Origin of the sequence: Vibrio navarrensis, assembly GCF_000764325.1 — a bacterium.
GTDB lineage: Bacteria > Pseudomonadota > Gammaproteobacteria > Enterobacterales > Vibrionaceae > Vibrio > Vibrio navarrensis.
The window spans coordinates 2,865,733-2,882,656 of record NZ_JMCG01000001.1 but is presented as its reverse complement, the minus strand read 5'-3'; the positions used below and the strand labels follow the sequence as shown (position 1 = coordinate 2,882,656).

Sequence of the window (16,924 nt, the reverse complement as noted above, 5' to 3'; positions counted from 1 at the left end):
AATATCACTACTAATTTGCTGTGTGTCTCAAATCGGTGAGATAGTGCGCACGAGTGCCGATTTCTTACTCACATCTGTCACTTTTGATGAATAAATTGCTTGTTGAGAGTCGGCTCTAGCAGGTATGGCGTGGTTTTTAGTGCTGTACGGAAAGGCTGTTTTTCCCGCGTATTTTCTCTAAGTAGTGGCTGCGATTATTAATTGATCAATCAGCAATGTGTCATAGAGGGTTCAATTAAGTGAAACACAAATGTCACATTCGCGTCCTAAAGTGAGCTTCGTTCAAGTAAAACACAACGGCAATCGAGCCATAAAGGATATTGTGATGAAAAAGACAGTAATCGGTGCAATCGCTCTATTGGGCGCTCTGACAGTGACCTCAGCTTCTGCTAAAGAAACTATCTCTGCAGTGGGTTCAAGCAGTGTAACTCCACTGATGGAAGTTTTCTCTGAAACGTACATGAAGAAAAACCCAAATGTATTTATCGAAGTACAAGGACCGGGTTCTTCTGCTGGTGTGAAAGCGGCGAAAAACGGCAGTGCCGACCTTGGTATGTCATCTCGTGACCTAAAATCTTCTGAAAAAGAGCCAACTCTGGTTGAAGAAGTGGTCGCTCGTGACGGTATCGCAGTGGTGGTCAACCCTAAAAACACGCTGAAAGGCCTGACGGCTGAACAAGTGACTGCAATTTATAAAGGTGAAGTGACTAACTGGAAACAAGTGGGTGGCGAAGACAAACCAATCGTTGCGATTACTCGTGACACCGCTTCGGGTACTCGCGGCGCATTCGAAGACATCATGAGCCTGAAAAAGAAAGTCTCAGGTAAAGAAGTGTCAGCCATCTCTCAACGTGCTCAAGTCGCTAACGGTAACGGTGCGCTGAAAACTATGGTTGCTTCAAACCCATACGCAATTGGTTACATCTCACTGGGCACTGTGGATGAATCCGTTCACGCACTCGCGATTAACGGTACCGACGCATCGGTAGCTAACGTGAAAAACGGCTCTTACAAAGTAGCGCGTCCTTTCCTCGTGCTTTACAAGCAAGGCAAACCTTCAGCAGAAACTCAGAAGTTCCTAGATTGGATGCTGACACCTGAAGCACAAACTCTGGTAGAGAAAGAAGGCTACATCTCGGTTCACTAATTCCCAATCTAAGTTTGCTCAGCCCAGTTTGTGGGCTGAGCGTTTTCTATCCACTTCGAACTTTATCGAAACGTGAGATTTTATAATGACCATCGCAACTCGTAGTGAAAAGCTTATGAACAGTGAAGCCAAAGCTATTAGCAAATCCGGTTTACGTACACAAAAGAGAGTTGACTGGCGGGAACGTATCTTCCACGGTCTTTTCTTAACCAGCGCGGTGATTGGCATCGTCTCTTTGGCTGTGATTGCCTACTTCATTGTGCGAGAGAGTATTCCCGCTTTCCAAGAGGCTGGTGTTTCAGGCATCGTACTCGGTGAAGATTGGCTGCCACCTGCACTTTATGGTGTCGCGACCATGATCGTCGCTTCAATGGTGTCCACCTTTGGCGCTGTTTTGGTTGGTGTGCCTGTCGGGGTGTTAACCGCCATCTTTATCGCAGAAATTGCGCCAAAGCGTGTCGCCGATATCATTCGTCCAGCGGTTGAACTGCTCGCCGGCATCCCCTCGGTCGTTTACGGCTTCTTTGGCCTAGTTATCATCGTACCTCTGATCCAAAACGTTTTTGACGTCCCAGCGGGTAACACCATTTTGGCAGGGATTATTGTGCTTGGCGTGATGATTCTGCCGACGGTAATTACCGTATCAGAAACCTCGATTCGTGCGGTGCCAAGAGCTTACAAAGAGGGCTCCTTGGCGCTGGGTGCTTCGAAAATTTTTACTATCTTCAAACTGCTTGTTCCTGCTGCGCGCAGCGGCATCATGACTGGCGTTATTCTAGGAATTGGCCGAGCGCTTGGCGAAACCATGGCCATCATTATGGTGATGGGCAACGCTCCAGCCATGCCACAAGGCATTTTAGACTCCGCTCGTACACTGACGGCAAACATCGCGATTGAGATGTCCTATGCCAGTGGTGTGCACGCCAATGCACTCTACGCCACAGGTGTCGTGCTGCTGGTGTTCATCATGATGCTCAACGCATCTCTGCTTTACCTTAACCGAGAAAAAGCGAAGTAATCGTTTGTGAAGGTGACAATTATGGATCGCGCAAAATTAAAACAAGCACGTCAGTTTAAAGACAATGTGTTAAGTGGCTTTATCTGGTTGGCAGCGGCTCTGACCGTTGGCTTCCTCTTCTGGATCATCTGGTACATTCTGTCGAATGGCTTACAGCACGTGGATTGGAATTTCATTACCGACGATTACACTCGTACGGGTGATGAGCACGGCATCTTCCCGATGATCATCTCAACCATTTACATGGTTATCGCTTCTATCGCAGTAGCGGCGCCTCTGGGCATCATGACCGCGATTTATTTAACCGAATACGCCAAAGTGGGTAGCCGCTTGGTCAAAGTGATACGCTTTTGTACCGAATCGCTGGCCGGTATTCCATCGATCATTTTTGGTCTGTTTGGTATGACGTTTTTCGTTGCCATTCTTGGCCTAGGTTTCTCGATTCTCTCCGGCGCGTTAACCCTGAGTATCCTGATTTTGCCTGTGATTATCCGTACCACGGAAGAGGCGTTGATGGCCGTGCCACAGACATACCGCGAAGGCTCATACGGTCTGGGCGCGTCTAAAATTTACACTATCTGGCGTTTGATTCTTCCAAGCGCAATGCCAGGTATCTTAACCTCGGTCATTCTAAGTATTGGTCGTGTCATTGGTGAATCCGCGCCCGTGTTCCTCACAGCAGGCATGGTTGCACGTATTCCTGATTCGTTATTCGATTCAGGTCGTACGCTAACGGTTCACCTTTATAAGCTAACCACAGAGCTGTTTACCATCGAAGAGTGGAATCAGGCTTACGGTACAGCAACGGTACTGATTGTATTGGTCCTTTTGATCAACATGGTGACCAAACTGATCGCCAAGCGCTTCAACACCGCAACGTATTAATTACTGCGCGCTTACGCAGGTTAAATGACACGAATTTTCCGATTTAGAGATAAAGAACATGAACAAATTTGATATCGAAAACTTAGACCTTTTCTACGGCGACAACCAAGCGCTTAAAGCGATCAACCTACCGATTCCTGTTCGTCAAGTGACGGCGCTGATCGGCCCTTCAGGCTGCGGAAAATCGACGCTACTGCGCTGCCTCAACCGCATGAACGATCTGATTGAAGGGGTAAAAATCACCGGCAAATTGGCGATGGATGGTGAAGATATTTATGGCAACGTTGATGTCGCCGATCTGCGCATTAAAGTCGGCATGGTGTTCCAAAAACCAAACCCATTCCCAATGAGCATCTATGAAAACGTGGCTTATGGCCTGCGTGCTCAAGGCATCAAAGACAAAAAACATATCGATGAAGTGGTCGAAAGCTCTCTGCGCGGTGCTGCGTTGTGGGATGAGGTAAAAGACCGTCTGAAATCACACGCGTTCGGCCTTTCTGGTGGTCAGCAACAGCGTTTGTGTATTGCCCGTACGATTGCCATGGAGCCGGATGTGATTCTGATGGACGAGCCGACCTCCGCACTTGACCCGATCGCAACGCACAAAATCGAAGAGTTGATGGAAGAGCTGAAGAAGAACTACACCATTGTTATCGTAACCCACTCGATGCAGCAAGCGCGCCGTATCTCCGACCGTACCGCTTTCTTCCTGATGGGAGAGCTGGTGGAACACAACGAGACGCAAGTGATTTTTGGTGAGCCGAAAGATGACCGCACGCGCGGCTATGTGAATGGTGACTTTGGTTAATGCGAAATTGCTGGCATACAATATTATAACTACAAGCGATGGTAAATCTTGCCCCTCATACGAGGGGCTTTTTTCTATTTGTGGCAGGAAAAGCCTTTGTGGCAATAAAAAGCCTCATAAGATAGCAAGTCTGTTGGCGCTTAAATTGTTGCCGCTATCGAATTTGTGACTATTCAACGGGCAAATTTGCGAAGCACTTAACAGCTGATTGTTAATGCGATTGATTGCACATTGACTCGCCGTTAACTTTAATTCGAGAGAATAATTAAGTGGTGTAGCAAGGTGAAGATCAGAAACTTTACACGTAAGGTCTCGTCAACGAGAGATCATCGACTGTTGGCGCAAACCATCTTTGAGTTTTTGTCTGAGTTGGTGGGTCCGAAAGCGATGGCGATTTTTGACGATCCGCTGATCAATACCTCTTTTACTTTGCAATACAGCCATGGTGAACCGTGCAGTTTAAGCGAATTTCCAGCCACTTTCTGGCCTTGGGCAGGCCAGTTTGATACCTCCGAAAGCTTGATCCCTCTGGCCATCAACACCTGCAACTGGGATCACCAACAGCCGTTAGGTGGCGCCAGCTACATCATGATGTTGGACAACTATCCGATGCTGCGTACCTACTTGTTAATTCAGGGCGTAAACGAAGGCTCAGCGCACCACATTTATGAAGAGACCCACGATGTAATGCAACTAGCGGCAGCGCGCTGGCAGTGCATCCGCGCCGAGAAGCACGCCTGCTTGGAAGTGAAAAACCGCGACATCCGTGAAGCGCAATACATCGACGAAATCAATCAGCGTGAGCGGTTTATCGACAACATGAAGTTGGTGCAGCAAGTGGCATTGGAAATCTCAAACCCCGGTTCGCTCAACGATCTCTACCGAATGGCCGTCGAGGCGCTGCGTGATCGCCTTGGTTTTGACCGCTCAACATTCATGTTGCTTGATATGAAAAAACGTTGTTTTAGTGGTACTTACGGTACAGATGAATACGGCAATACCGTCAGCGAATTCCACACTCAATATGATCTCCACCAACTTGGTGAAGAGTACATCACCGCGCTCTCCTCGCGAGAAACCAACTTGGTAGTGATTGATGAAACGCCGCTCTATACCGCAGGCAAAGTGGTTGGTCAGGGTTGGAATGTGATGCTGATTTTACGTGACGGAAACGAGCCCTTCGGTTGGCTGGCGCTGGATAATTTTATTCACCGCAAACCCATCACCAGCTATCAAAAACAGATGTTGCAGTCGTTCGGTGCGCTACTGTCGCAGATCTATATCCGTAAACGGCAAGAGCAAAACGTGCGCATGTTGCACTCCAGTATGGTGGAGTTGTCGCGTTGTACCACAGTAAGTAATGTGTGCCGATCGGCGGTCAGCTTTGCCATAACGCACTTGGGCGTAGATCGCATGGCGGTATTTCTTACCGATGAGAGCTGCTCTTACATGCAAGGGACTTGGGGTACGGACATTCAAGGCAATGTAGTCGATGAATCCTATTTCTTTGGTGAAACACAAGATTATTCGCTTATCAATCTCGCTCGTTCTATGCCCAACGAAGTTGCGTTTGAAGAGTCAGTACCAATTTATCACGATTGCAATATTGTCGGCTTTGGTTGGGGAGCGATGACGCTACTCACCAGTAATAGCGATGGGCCAATTGCATTCATAGCGGTTGACAACCTATTAACCCGTGGGCCGCTGACCTCGCAACTGCGAGAGGTGATCCGCATGTTTGCTTCCAGTTTGGCTGAGGTGTTGCAACGCACTCAGGCACAGGAAGCGATTCGTGAGCTTAATGAAAATCTGGAAAAAGAGGTGCGTAAACGGACGTTAGAACTGGAACAAGCGAATCTGCAACTGGAAGTACTCTCTAAACTCGACCCTCTCACGCGTCTTGGTAACCGCCGCATGCTCGAACATGTTATGGAAACCGCTTGCCACAATGACGATGATGAGGAACTCGCTTTCGGTTTGATCTTGCTTGATATTGACCACTTTGGCTTGTTCAACAACCATTACGGCCATTTAGAAGGCGATATCGCCTTGATGCGCATCGGCCATATTCTTGAGCATCACACACAAAATGAAGAAGAAGTGTTCTGCCGAATTGGCGGCGAAGAATTTGTTTTGCTGATGGTGGGGAGCGATGAGAAAGCGGTCAGAGCGAGAGCGGAAAGTATTCGTGCGCGGATTGAGCAAGAGCAAATTACACACGAAGTGAATCCACATGGTCGCATGCTCACCGTTTCTATTGGCGTATCAAGCAAGCGGGCCTATGGTCGCGACCTGCATTTTGATCGCCTTTATCAACAAGCCGACCAAGCGCTCTACCGAGCAAAAGAAACGGGGCGCAATCGAGTGTGCCACTATCACGACATCGTCGAAGCGCTCACTGAATAATGGCCATCAATCGATGGCCAAAAATTTTCTGTGACGTGACGCGGCCGTTTATAACTTGGCGAGCGGCTGTTCCTGCCTGTTGTGACCTTTCCCTACGCGACTAAGCAAAAGCTTCAGTTGCTCTGGCGTCCAATTTACCGCTTGGGCTGAAAAGTGCGCTTGATGCATTAATTCAAGCTGCTGCTCAATTTTTGCACGTAACGCGGCGTCTACCTTATGTTGGTTTAGCCAAATGCGCGTGGCCGCCTCAATCTGCGCCGCGTCGCCTCGCTCAATCGCTTGCATTACCGAGGTTTCGCCCATGAGAGCCTGTTGCTGATGAGGTGCCTGCGTGCGACGAACTTGGCGGCGCCAGTAAAGTGCAAAAGCAAGCAGAGTGAGAACCCACAGCGCGGCAAACAGACTCGTGAGATAAACCCAAATGGGAGATGCGCGGCTTTCTGCCGCCGGGTTCTGGTTGCTTTCGTTGTTGATCTGGCTTGCCGCTGGCAAGCTCGGCAGGCTAAACACTTGTGAACTGCTCGGGGTGATTTCTAGGGTGAGCCCTGAGGCCGTCGCGCGTTTCGGCTGATCGCTTTGCGTGTTCCACCAATCGATACTCAATTCGGGTAACGTTAAACGGCCTGTTTGGCTTGGGATCAACACCTGTTTGACGGTCATTTCTACACTGCCGTCGTTAGCGGTACTAAACTGTGGCTTTTCTGGGTAGACACGCACCGAATCGGGATAATTGATGGCAATCTCCGGCAGCAGATCCGCCGAGATCCCTTTGGCTTTGAGCTTGATGATACGTGAAATCGCACTGCCTTGTTCCACGCTGTCTAAATTTCCCTCTTGGCTGGTTTGCCAGCTTTGGGTCAGTGTAAGTTGGCTCGCGGGCAACCAAGGCCGACTGGCGTTGGCCGGGATGGCTTTCACCTCAATGTGTTTCGATTCGCCGCTACTGTTGAGCGATAGCAGGCGGGCCGAGCCAGTTAAGCTGTCGCCATAAATCAGCGAGCCCTGAAACTGCGGGCCTTGGATTTCATACTCGCCTGCGGTTTGTGCGCTGATGAGGTAGTTTTGCTCGACCACGGTCACTTGCAGTCCTTGTTCGACTACTTGGTATTGCTTGCTTTGCCCGACAGGCTGCATCGACAAACCGTTTACTGAGGGTGGAATGATTCGCGGGTTTTCCAACCGTCTTGGGTCAGCTTTAATGCGGATCTCCACTTTTAGCGGTGTGGTCTGCGCGGGGTAGAGCGTTTGTTGCCCGAGCTGCATTGAGTATTGAATGATGTCGCTCACCTTTGGCGTATTGCCATCGCTTGAGACGATCAACTCGATGGGTTGACTTTGCAGCCCTCCCGCACTGAACGCGGGGATCGTCAGGTTCCCAGTACGTTTTGGCGAGATGGAAAGTACCCATTCACTTTTTTGTGAGTACTGACCGTTGATGTAGTTCTTGGCCGAGCTGAACTGGGGCCCCGATTTGAAGAAATCGTTATCGAGTACACTGAAATCAATGTCGCTGGAATCGACAGAAAAATCGGCGCGAATGCGCAGCTCGATCAGCTCATTTTGTGCCAATCGGGTCTTATTGACGCTGGCAACCAAGGAGTTTGCCAAGGCATGCTGACTGACAAAGCCAATCAGCAAGATAAGAAACAGGCTTAACTTTTTCATCGGGTTTCGCTACCAAGTTTTTCCATTGTTATCCGGTTTAGGTCTATTTTGTGCTTGCAACAAGATCTGCGCTTTGAGCAAATAAGCAGGGTCGCGAGCACTCTCTATCGCCTCCAACTTGCGTTTATCGGCATCCACTTCGTCTTGCTTTGCCTGAGCGGTTGGCTGTTGTTCGCTATTGCTACTTTCTGTGGAGTTGGGTTTGCCTTGTTGCTCTTGCTCTTGCTCTTGCTCTTGCTCTTGTGCTTTGGCAGTTTCTTGAGGCTTTGACTCTGCGTCTTCGCGGCGATCATCTTGCGCATTTTTTTTATCTGCTGACGACGATTTTTCTGCCGTTTTTTCTTGACGGCTGCTCTCTGAACTCGAAGACTGCTGTTGCTGTTGCTGTTGCTGTTGCTGTTGCTGTTGCTGTTGCTGTTGCTGTTGCTGTTGCTGTTGCTGTTGCTGTTGCTGTTGCTGTTGCTGTTGCTGTTGCTGTTGCTGTTGCTGTTGCTGTTGCTGTTGCTGTTGCGCCTTTTTCACCGCCTCAAGGTTGGCTTGCGCTTGGCTAAGATCCGGCTGCTTGGTTAACGCTTGCTGATAAGCCGCGATCGCGTCGTCAAACTGGCCGTTTTTGGCTAATGCATTACCAAGGTTATACAGCGCCGCTGCACTGTCTGAACTGGAAAACCACTGCGCGGCTTGGGCGTAGTCACCCGCTTGATAAGCGGCTGCGCCTTTCCATAGTGGGTCGCTAAACGTTTGTTGTGCGGCTTGATACTCTCCGGCATCAAACTGCGCTTTGCCTTGTTGATCGGACGTTAAAAAGGGCGAGGCGCTGGCGTTTGGTGTGTGGGCTAGCGGCAGCGCGATGAGCAGCATCCAAAATACGCCTTTACGAAACAGCAGCAAGCTTAAGCCGAGAATCACGGGCATCAGCCAAAAACCGCCGTTAACACGAGAGAGGCCGCTCTCTTGTTGACGGCTTTCCACCTGCTGCCACAACCCAGGTTGATTGCTGAGCGCGGCAAGCTGTTCGATGTCGCGGTTATCGTGTTGCACGGGGAGAAAAATCCCGCCAGTTTGCGCGGCGAGCTTGGCCATATTGGTTAGATTCGATTGGGCGACGATCGGTTGACCTTGAGCATTGGCCAGCAGTGAGCCGTTTGGCAGACGCACAGGTGCGCCCGTAGGTGTGCCAACCATCAACACAGAGACGCGCACCGAGTGTCCTTGCACTAGCGCAAGAGCCTGTTGTAACTCGCTGTCGTCAACATCATCACTGATCAGCACAATGTCGCCGCCACGGCCCGAATCCGCTTGCAATTGAGTGAGCGCCAATTGCAATGCGCTGGCTAAGTTTGAGCCTTGAAACGGCATCAGCTCTGGCGACAAGTTTTCCACCAGATTGGCTAGCGTTTTACTGTCGCTGGTCAAAGGGCTGAGCAAATACGCATCGGCGGCGTAGGCGACTAAGGCGGTGCTGCCTTCTTGCCATTTGGGCAGCAGATCGAGCGCTTTGTATTTGGCTTGCTGCAAACGGCTGGGCGAGATGTCATCGGCGTACATTGAGCGCGACATATCCATCAGCAACACGCGGTTGTGGGCGAGGTCAAAGCTCGGTAGCGGGTTCTTTTGCCAACTGGGGGAAGCCAGTGCCACGATAGTGAGAGTCCAAGCCAGCAGCCATAGCCAGAGTGTTGAGGTTCTCTGCATGGCGTTGTCTTTGAGTAGGTGCGCGGCAATCGGGCCTGTGCGCCATTTTTTCCGGCTGGCTTGGATCAATATCGCCACGGGGATAACGATAAGCGCGAACAGCCATTGTGGATGAAGAAAAATCAAATCAGACACGGTTGCTCCTAAAAACAAACAGCAATAGGGAAAGCAAGAATGCGATGGCTAACGGATAGATGAACCACTCTGATTGTGGACGCCAGATCTGCACATCGCTGGTGACCGGTTCGAGTTGGTTGATGGCGTTGTAGATGCCCGCCAGCTCTTTGGCATCACGCGCGCGAAAATATTGCCCGCCGGTCATTTCAGCCATCTGCGTTAAGGTCTTTTCATCCAGATCTGCGGCGGTGTTGACTTTGCGCGTCATGAAAAACTGCTTCACCATCATTTCACCTGCGCCAACGCCGACGGTGTAGATCTTGATTTGATGACGCTGCGCGATTTCAGCGGCTTCTAATGGCGAGAGGATACCCGCGGTATTGCTGCCATCACTGAGTAAAATAATGGTGCGTTGTGGCGCTTTGCTGTCAATAAACGTTTTGCTCGCTAAGCCAACGCCATCACCAATGGCGGTCTTTTGCCCAACTAGGCCGATCACTGTCTGGTTGAGCTGCGCGGCTACCGTTTGGCGGTCAGCGGTCAACGGCGTTTGCAGATAGGCATGGTCGGCGAACAGTACCAGGCCGAGTCGGTCGCCTTGGCGCTGCTCGATAAACTGTGTCACCACTTTTTTAACTGCGCTCAGGCGGTCGATGTATTGACCGTCATCCTGCATGTCTTCCTCTTGCATCGAGCCGGATAAGTCGACCACCAGCATCAGATCGCGATATTCAGGCTGGAACTCAATCGGCTCACCAAACCAAACCGGACGCGCCGCCGCGCACAGCAGGCATAGCCAAATCAGGAGTGTCGTGGCTTTGGTGATTCGCCCTTGTTTTGTCTGATTTGTGGTACTTGTCGGCAGATAAGCGAAACGCAGAGCGTGTTCGGTTTTTGCTTCAGGCAACAACTTGTAAAGAATGAGCGGCAGTGGCAATAACACAAACATCCACCACCAAACAAAACTCAATCCTTGTAGCTCAGCCACGTTTACCTCGCTTAGGCGGTAGTGCCCGTTCAACCCAAATTTTACAGTCGTTGATAAGTTCAGCGTCGAGTTCGCTGCGTTTGCTCTGATATAAGGCGGCTTGCCACTCGTTCATTTTGTTGCAAAAGCGCGCTTCACCGAGCTGCAAATCGAGAAACTGATACCATTTTTCTCCATGTAGCGACGCGATGGTCTCGCGCGGGAAATAGCACAACGCGGCTTGGCGCAGCAGCTCAATCGCCGAAGAAGGGGTATGTGCCACGATCGGCTTTTCAAACAGTTTCAGTGCAGTGCGCTTGGCACGCAGCCTATGGGTACGCCAACGGAGATAAAGCACGATACACAGCAGTGTGGTGACCACGGCGGCAAGCACTGCCCACCAACCCCAAGCAAGTGGAAACCAAGAGGGAGTGGCAGGAAGAAGAATAGGCTGCAAGGCTAAAGTATCAGTTTGGGTTGTCATTATTGTTCTGCAATTTGATTGATGAGAGGTTTAGCGCAAGAGAGCGTGCTAAACGGAATTCCATGACGATAACTTAACAGACGAAGCTGCTGCTGATGCTGTTCAAAGTTATTTTTTAAGTCCATTTTTTGTTGTTTACAACCAAAATTAAACCAGCGTGAGGTTTGCCCGTTGGTCAGCTTCAACTGGCCCCGATAATCGGTTTCACCGTACTCTAGCGGGTCATACAATTGCACTAATCGCACGCTATGATGCTGTTTCAGCGTCGCGATCTGTTCAAGTACCGATGGAGCAAAACGCACAAAATCGCTGATAAAAATGATCTCACTGCCTTTGGCCGACATCCGTTGCAGTCGCGGTATTACTGCGGCTCTGTTGAGATGAGTAGGGCTATCTGCAACGACACGATTGTGAGCGTTTAGGATGGCGTTAAGTATCGTCAGCCCACCTTTGACCAGACTGGTTGGCTTAAACTCCAGCAGCTCTGAGCCCGTATCGATGAGCGCGCCAATCCTATCTTTCTTACTGAGCGTGGTCCATATCAAAACGGCGGCGAGATGGGCGGCTTGAACTGATTTATACAGATATTGAGAACCGAACAGCATATCTGGCCCCAAATCGAGATAAATCAGCACCGATTGCTGTTTGTCTTCGCTGAATAACTTGGTGTGCGGCTTACCGGTTCTGGCGGTGACGCGCCAGTCAATACTGCGAATATCATCACCAGCCTGATACTGGCGTACCTCTTCAAAGTCCATTCCTCGACCGCGCTGGCGGCTGCTGTTCATCCCGCCAAGCACGGACCAAAGTGAGCGTGCCGGAGGCTGCCAGCGTATCGATTGGCTTTTGTAGTACAAAAGCTCTTCCAGCGACAAAGTAACCCCGTTGCTGTGCGGTGGCAGTGCAAACTGAGCCATAAGTTACACGCTGCCAACCAGAGTGAGGAGTTTGTCAATCACCTGATTGGCGGTGACGCCTTCTGCCTGCGCTTGATAGCTCAGCATGATTCGGTGGCGTAGCACTGGGTACGCCATGGCTTGAATGTCGGCAGGTGTGACGTAATCGCGGCCACTAAGCCAAGCGTGTGCGCGAGCGCATCGGTCCAGCGCGATGGTAGCCCTTGGACTGACGCCCATCGTGATCCAGCCCGCCAGCTCATCGCTGTACTGCTGAGGAGCACGGGTTGCCATCACCAGACGCACCAGATAACGCTCCAAGGTTTCCGCCATGTGCACGTTGAGCACGGCTTGGCGCGCCGCAAAGATCTCAGGCTGTGTTACGCGTGGTTTGTCCACCGCCTTTTCGCCTTTGGCTTCCCCCCGGTTGATGCGCAAAATGGCAAGCTCATTATCTTCATCTGGGAAATCGACCTCAAGATGCAAGAGAAAACGGTCCAATTGCGCTTCCGGCAGGGAATAAGTGCCTTCCTGTTCAATCGGGTTTTGCGTCGCCATCACCAAAAAAAGATCCGGTAGCGGGTAGGTATGGCGCCCTGCGGTCACTTGGCCCTCGGCCATCGCTTCCAGCATCGCGGCTTGCACTTTAGCGGGCGCGCGGTTGATTTCATCGGCGAGGATCAAGCTATTGAAAATCGGGCCTGCTTGGAAAGTGAAGTCTCCCGTTTCCGGGCGAAAAATGTCGGTTCCGGTCAAATCGGCAGGTAAAAGGTCTGGCGTGAACTGAATGCGGTGAAAATCCCCTTCGATACAATCGCCTAGGCTTTTGACCGCGCGAGTTTTGGCCAGCCCCGGAGGCCCTTCGACCAGAATGTGTCCGTCGGCGAGAAGTGCGATAAGCAGTTGTTTGACTAATTCATGCTGACCAACGACTTGGCCCTCAAGATAGCTTTTTAATCCTTCAAAATGAGCGTGTTGCATGGTTACTTACATCAATTGAGTTTTTTGTCTTTGTTCACAAAAAGTAAAGAAAGTTCCGTTATTTTTTCGTTGATTGTTATGGGGGCTGAGCAAGTGATCTCAAGAGGAGATCAACAGATTGAGGTAAAAAATCGCGCTATGACGGTTTTTCTCCAGTTTTTGCAGACTTAGCCGATATATTTTCCGTCCATGAGAATGTAATAGACTATTCTTTAAAAGCATTTGCCAGTCTAAGCGCATTGTGCGCAGGCACCACACAGAAAGTGATTCTAATTAAAGGTCCAAATATGATGAATCTTCACTCCCTGAGCATTAAACAAAAAGTTGTCATCGGGATAACTTTTGCTGTCCTTGCTTCCACCATTTTGCTGGGTATCATGGCGCAGAAACAATCAAGAGACGTTATCAGCCATCGTTTGGTTGATATCGAACTGCCCTTGATCTTGAACCAAATTAACCTGCAAGTAGACAAGGATGTGTCTCAGCTGCTCTCCGCTGCAGAGCAGTTGGCAAAAAATGAGTTTGTACGTGAAAGTGTGCGTGACACGGCTGACCCGCAAGGTCAGACCAAGCTGATTAAGCAACTGAATAACGTCAAAGAGCAGTATCAGCTTAACGATGCGTCGGTTGCAAACCGTCAGACCGCGTATTACTGGAACCAAAATGGTTTTCTACGTCAGCTCAATCACTCGCAAGATGGCTGGTTTTTTGGCTTTACCAACTCGGGTAAACAAACCATGGTGAGCATTTTTACCGAAGCCAATGGCGAGGTGAAAATGTTTGCCAACTACCAGCATCTGAGTGGCTTTACCATGTCTGGCGTATCCAAGTCGATGGATGAGATGGTAGATAAACTGAACGGCTTCCAAATTGAAGACAGCGGCTATGTGTTTCTGGTAGATAGCGCGGGTAAAATCCAAATTCACCGCGACAAGCAGGCGGTAGGTAAACCGCTTTCTTCCTACATTGACTCCAACTCAGTTGCACTGCTTAATAAAAGCAAACCGACCGTGCTGCAAATTGAAATGGGTGGCCAAGATGTGTTTGTAGCCAGTGCCTATGTGCCATCGATGGACTGGTTTGTGGTCGGCGTTGTACCCGTCGAAGAGGTGTTTATGGAGCTGAACGCCGCTGCGACGCAAATGATGATTACCACTGGTGTAGTGGCAATTATCTTCATTCTTATGGGCGTGTTTTTGGCCAACAGCATCACCAAGCCGATCCAGCAAATTGCGCTGCGTTTTACTGATTTGGGTAAAGGCGAAGGCGATCTTTCTCAACGGATTGAAGTGAAAGGGCAAGATGAGATCGCTCAGCTTTCATCGGGTTTCAATGGCTTCATTGAGAAAATCCACGCCACCATGAAAGAAGTGGCGTCAACCAGTATGTCGCTCAGTGAAGCGGCGGAGAGTGTCTCTTCGAAAGCATCCACCACCCACAACAACAGCCAAGAGCAAAGAGATCAAACCATCCAAGTGGTCACCGCGATCAACCAGATGGGGGCGACCATCAGCGAGATTGCGTCCAACGCAGCAACCGCAGCCGATACCGCCAACCAAGCGTCAGACAACACCAAACTGGGGCGTGAAGTGGTGTCTAAAGCGAAAAACGTCATTGCCCGTTTAGCGGATGATGTGGAAGCAACCAGCCAAGTGGTGACGCAACTGGCAACCACAACCAGAGACATTGGCTCGATTTTGGATGTGATTCGCGATATCTCCGACCAAACCAACTTGTTAGCACTGAACGCAGCGATTGAAGCGGCGCGTGCAGGAGAGCAAGGTCGTGGTTTTGCGGTGGTGGCGGATGAAGTGCGTAATCTCGCCAGTCGCACCGCGTCGTCAACTGAAGAGATTCAGAAAATGATCAACCAGTTGCAAAGTGATGCCAAAGATGCGGTGACCGCGATGGAAGCGGGTAAAACCGTGACCTTTGAAGGGGTGGAAGCGACCGATGAAGCGGTGCATGTGCTGGTGAGTATCTCTGAGCGTATTTCTGACATATCTGATCGCAACACTCAAGTCGCCACTGCGACGGAAGAGCAATCGACAGTAGTGCATACCATCAACCAAAATATCGAAGAAATTAATGCCATTAACGAGGTGACCACCAACACCGCAGAAGAGCTTGCCGAGGCGAGCCGTGACCTTCGCTTGTTGTCACAACGCCTCGATTCCATGGTAGGTAGCTTCAAACTGTAGAGTCAGGTAGAATTCCGCTTAGTTTCGATGTTTTAGGTAAGAACCATGACGGATTTTGAAAAAGAGCTGCAAGCAATGTCTGCGGAAGTGGCACAAGAACCAGAAGTAAAACTGCCTTCTCTAGAAGAGCAACAAGCGATTGTTGCAGAACTAAAGAAGTTAGAAGCGGAAGGTAAACTGACTCCGGAAGTACTAGAGCAGTATTTCGGTCAGTTTGCAGCGAAAGGTGACGCACCGATCCACTAAGCTAACCATTCAGTGAAGCATGGATAGACGAAAGGGAAGCACGGCTTCCCTTTTTGTTTGTTTGAAAGTCTGGGCGCTGCTGTTGAGCGGACGCGCCGTCATAGACCATCGTGTCAATAAAAACGCCTTCCACAAAGAAGGCGTTGATTTAGCAACTTGAATGCATAGCGAAGAGGGTGAAATTAACGCTCGACGCCTTTTTCATTAAACAGACGTTTGCAAGCACGGCCATCGCTGTGGAACAAGTGGCAACGGTGCGCTGGGATGCCGATCTCCAAGCGATCGCCCGCTTCCACATCAAGCGTATCAGGTTGGCGATAAATCACGTCCGCATCCGCACTTTCTAAGTTGAGGTAGGCTTGCGTTTCGTTACCCAGTTTTTCGACGATCATCACTTCACCGTCGATGACTGCGTCACCGTCTTGTGCCGACACTAAATGCTCAGGACGCACGCCTAGAGACATACGATCGCCTTTATTTACCGTTGTGCCGTCAACCGGGATCCAGAACGAGGTGCCGTTCGACAGTTTCACTTTCACCTGATTGGCTTCGGCATCTTCAATCATCACGCTCATGAAGTTCATTTTTGGTGAACCGATAAAGCCAGCAACAAAACGGTTTTGTGGGTAGTGGTAAAGTTCAAGCGGCTTACCCACTTGCGAAACGAAACCGCCATCCAGCACGACAATCTTGTCGGCCATGGTCATCGCTTCCACTTGGTCGTGGGTAACGTAAATCATGGTGCAGCCAAGCTGGCGTTGCAGTTTAGTGATCTGCGCGCGCATCTGGACACGCAGCGCCGCATCAAGGTTAGAAAGCGGTTCATCAAGCAGGAACACGTTTGGTTGAGAAACCAGAGTACGGCCAATCGCGACACGCTGGCGCTGACCGCCGGATAGGGCTTTTGGTAAGCGTTCTAGTAAGTGACCCAACTGAAGAATTTCAGCCGCCTGTTCAACGCGTTTGTCGATCTCTTTCTTGTCTGCTTTTGCCAGTTTGAGGCCAAAAGACATGTTGTCATACAGATTCAAGTGAGGGTAGAGCGCGTAAGACTGGAAAACCATGCCAACGCCACGTTTAGATGGCTCAACATCGTTCATTCGTTTATCACCGATGTAAAGGTCGCCGGAGGTGATGTCTTCCAACCCTGCGATGCAACGCAATAGAGTCGATTTACCACAGCCTGATGGTCCGACGAAAACGACGAATTCGCCCTCGTGGATCTCTAAGTCGACGTTTTTAGAAATCATTACGTCGCCATACGCTTTACAAACATTTTTTAACGTGACACTCGCCATTTAGCTCGTCCTCGATCAATTTTTTTATAATTCACTGCCCATCATTATATGAATTATCGAAGCGGACAGTAACAGTAGGAATCGGTAAGCAGGGATGTAGTAAGAAAATA

At 50.0% G+C, this 16,924-nt stretch carries 14 protein-coding genes; 7 read left to right on the top strand and 7 right to left on the bottom strand.

Annotated features, from left to right (window positions below; translation table 11 throughout):
• The first annotated feature begins 325 nt into the window (after positions 1–325).
• The 5 genes from EA26_RS12765 to EA26_RS12745 all read left to right on the top strand — a co-directional run bounded on the left by EA26_RS12765 (position 326) and on the right by EA26_RS12745 (position 6,264).
• A complete protein-coding gene (locus EA26_RS12765) occupies positions 326–1,147 on the top strand; it encodes a phosphate ABC transporter substrate-binding protein (RefSeq protein ID WP_039428026.1) in 822 nt (273 codons plus the stop codon).
• Positions 1,148–1,232: 85 nt separating this feature from the next.
• The gene (gene pstC / locus EA26_RS12760) at positions 1,233–2,165 is read left to right on the top strand and encodes a phosphate ABC transporter permease subunit PstC (protein WP_039428023.1); all 933 of its coding nucleotides are present in this window, start codon (positions 1,233–1,235) and stop codon (positions 2,163–2,165) included.
• Positions 2,166–2,186: 21 nt separating this feature from the next.
• Complete coding sequence (gene pstA / locus EA26_RS12755; protein WP_039428021.1) at positions 2,187–3,050, top strand: phosphate ABC transporter permease PstA; 864 nt, start codon at positions 2,187–2,189, stop codon at positions 3,048–3,050.
• 58 nt (positions 3,051–3,108) lie between these two features.
• Positions 3,109–3,858, top strand: a complete 750-nt coding sequence (pstB, locus tag EA26_RS12750; RefSeq protein ID WP_039428020.1) for a phosphate ABC transporter ATP-binding protein PstB — start codon at positions 3,109–3,111, stop codon at positions 3,856–3,858.
• A gap of 336 nt (positions 3,859–4,194) precedes the next feature.
• Entirely contained in the window at positions 4,195–6,264 is a 2,070-nt protein-coding gene (locus EA26_RS12745) for a sensor domain-containing diguanylate cyclase (protein ID WP_052079751.1), read from the top strand.
• 48 nt (positions 6,265–6,312) lie between these two features.
• Here EA26_RS12745 and EA26_RS12740 read toward each other — a convergent pair whose 3' ends face one another.
• From EA26_RS12740 to EA26_RS12715, 6 genes are read right to left on the bottom strand one after another with little or no spacing between them, the layout of a single operon-like run.
• The gene (locus tag EA26_RS12740) at positions 6,313–7,929 is read right to left on the bottom strand and encodes a BatD family protein (protein WP_039428018.1); all 1,617 of its coding nucleotides are present in this window, start codon (positions 7,927–7,929) and stop codon (positions 6,313–6,315) included.
• 9 nt (positions 7,930–7,938) lie between these two features.
• The gene (locus tag EA26_RS12735; RefSeq protein WP_039428017.1) at positions 7,939–9,759 is read right to left on the bottom strand and encodes a vWA domain-containing protein; all 1,821 of its coding nucleotides are present in this window, start codon (positions 9,757–9,759) and stop codon (positions 7,939–7,941) included.
• Positions 9,752–10,690, bottom strand: coding sequence for a vWA domain-containing protein (locus tag EA26_RS12730; RefSeq protein ID WP_081947137.1), 939 nt, complete (start codon positions 10,688–10,690; stop codon positions 9,752–9,754). Before EA26_RS12730 ends, EA26_RS12735 begins: the two co-directional genes overlap by 8 nt.
• 31 nt (positions 10,691–10,721) lie before the next feature.
• Positions 10,722–11,192, bottom strand: coding sequence for a DUF4381 domain-containing protein (locus tag EA26_RS12725; protein ID WP_039428012.1), 471 nt, complete (start codon positions 11,190–11,192; stop codon positions 10,722–10,724).
• Positions 11,192–12,109: a DUF58 domain-containing protein gene (locus EA26_RS12720; protein WP_039428010.1), complete on the bottom strand. Its 918-nt coding sequence runs from the start codon at positions 12,107–12,109 to the stop codon at positions 11,192–11,194. Before EA26_RS12720 ends, EA26_RS12725 begins: the two co-directional genes overlap by 1 nt.
• A 3-nt stretch (positions 12,110–12,112) precedes the next feature.
• Positions 12,113–13,069 carry an AAA family ATPase gene (locus EA26_RS12715; protein WP_039428007.1) on the bottom strand — a complete coding sequence of 319 codons (957 nt, stop codon included), beginning with the start codon at positions 13,067–13,069 and terminating at the stop codon, positions 12,113–12,115.
• Between the two features lie 287 nt (positions 13,070–13,356).
• Here EA26_RS12715 and EA26_RS12710 point away from each other — a divergent pair, with 287 nt between their 5' ends.
• Together EA26_RS12710 and EA26_RS12705 are read left to right on the top strand one after the other, a co-directional pair.
• Positions 13,357–15,270 carry a methyl-accepting chemotaxis protein gene (locus EA26_RS12710; protein WP_039428005.1) on the top strand — a complete coding sequence of 638 codons (1,914 nt, stop codon included), beginning with the start codon at positions 13,357–13,359 and terminating at the stop codon, positions 15,268–15,270.
• A 45-nt stretch (positions 15,271–15,315) separates the two neighbouring features.
• Positions 15,316–15,516, top strand: coding sequence for a restriction endonuclease subunit S (locus tag EA26_RS12705; protein ID WP_039428004.1), 201 nt, complete (start codon positions 15,316–15,318; stop codon positions 15,514–15,516).
• Between the two features lie 182 nt (positions 15,517–15,698).
• On the opposite strand, the gene malK is transcribed toward EA26_RS12705, so the two are convergent.
• Positions 15,699–16,814, bottom strand: coding sequence for a maltose/maltodextrin ABC transporter ATP-binding protein MalK (malK, locus tag EA26_RS12700; RefSeq protein ID WP_039428002.1), 1,116 nt, complete (start codon positions 16,812–16,814; stop codon positions 15,699–15,701).
• Positions 16,815–16,924: the final 110 nt, after the last annotated feature.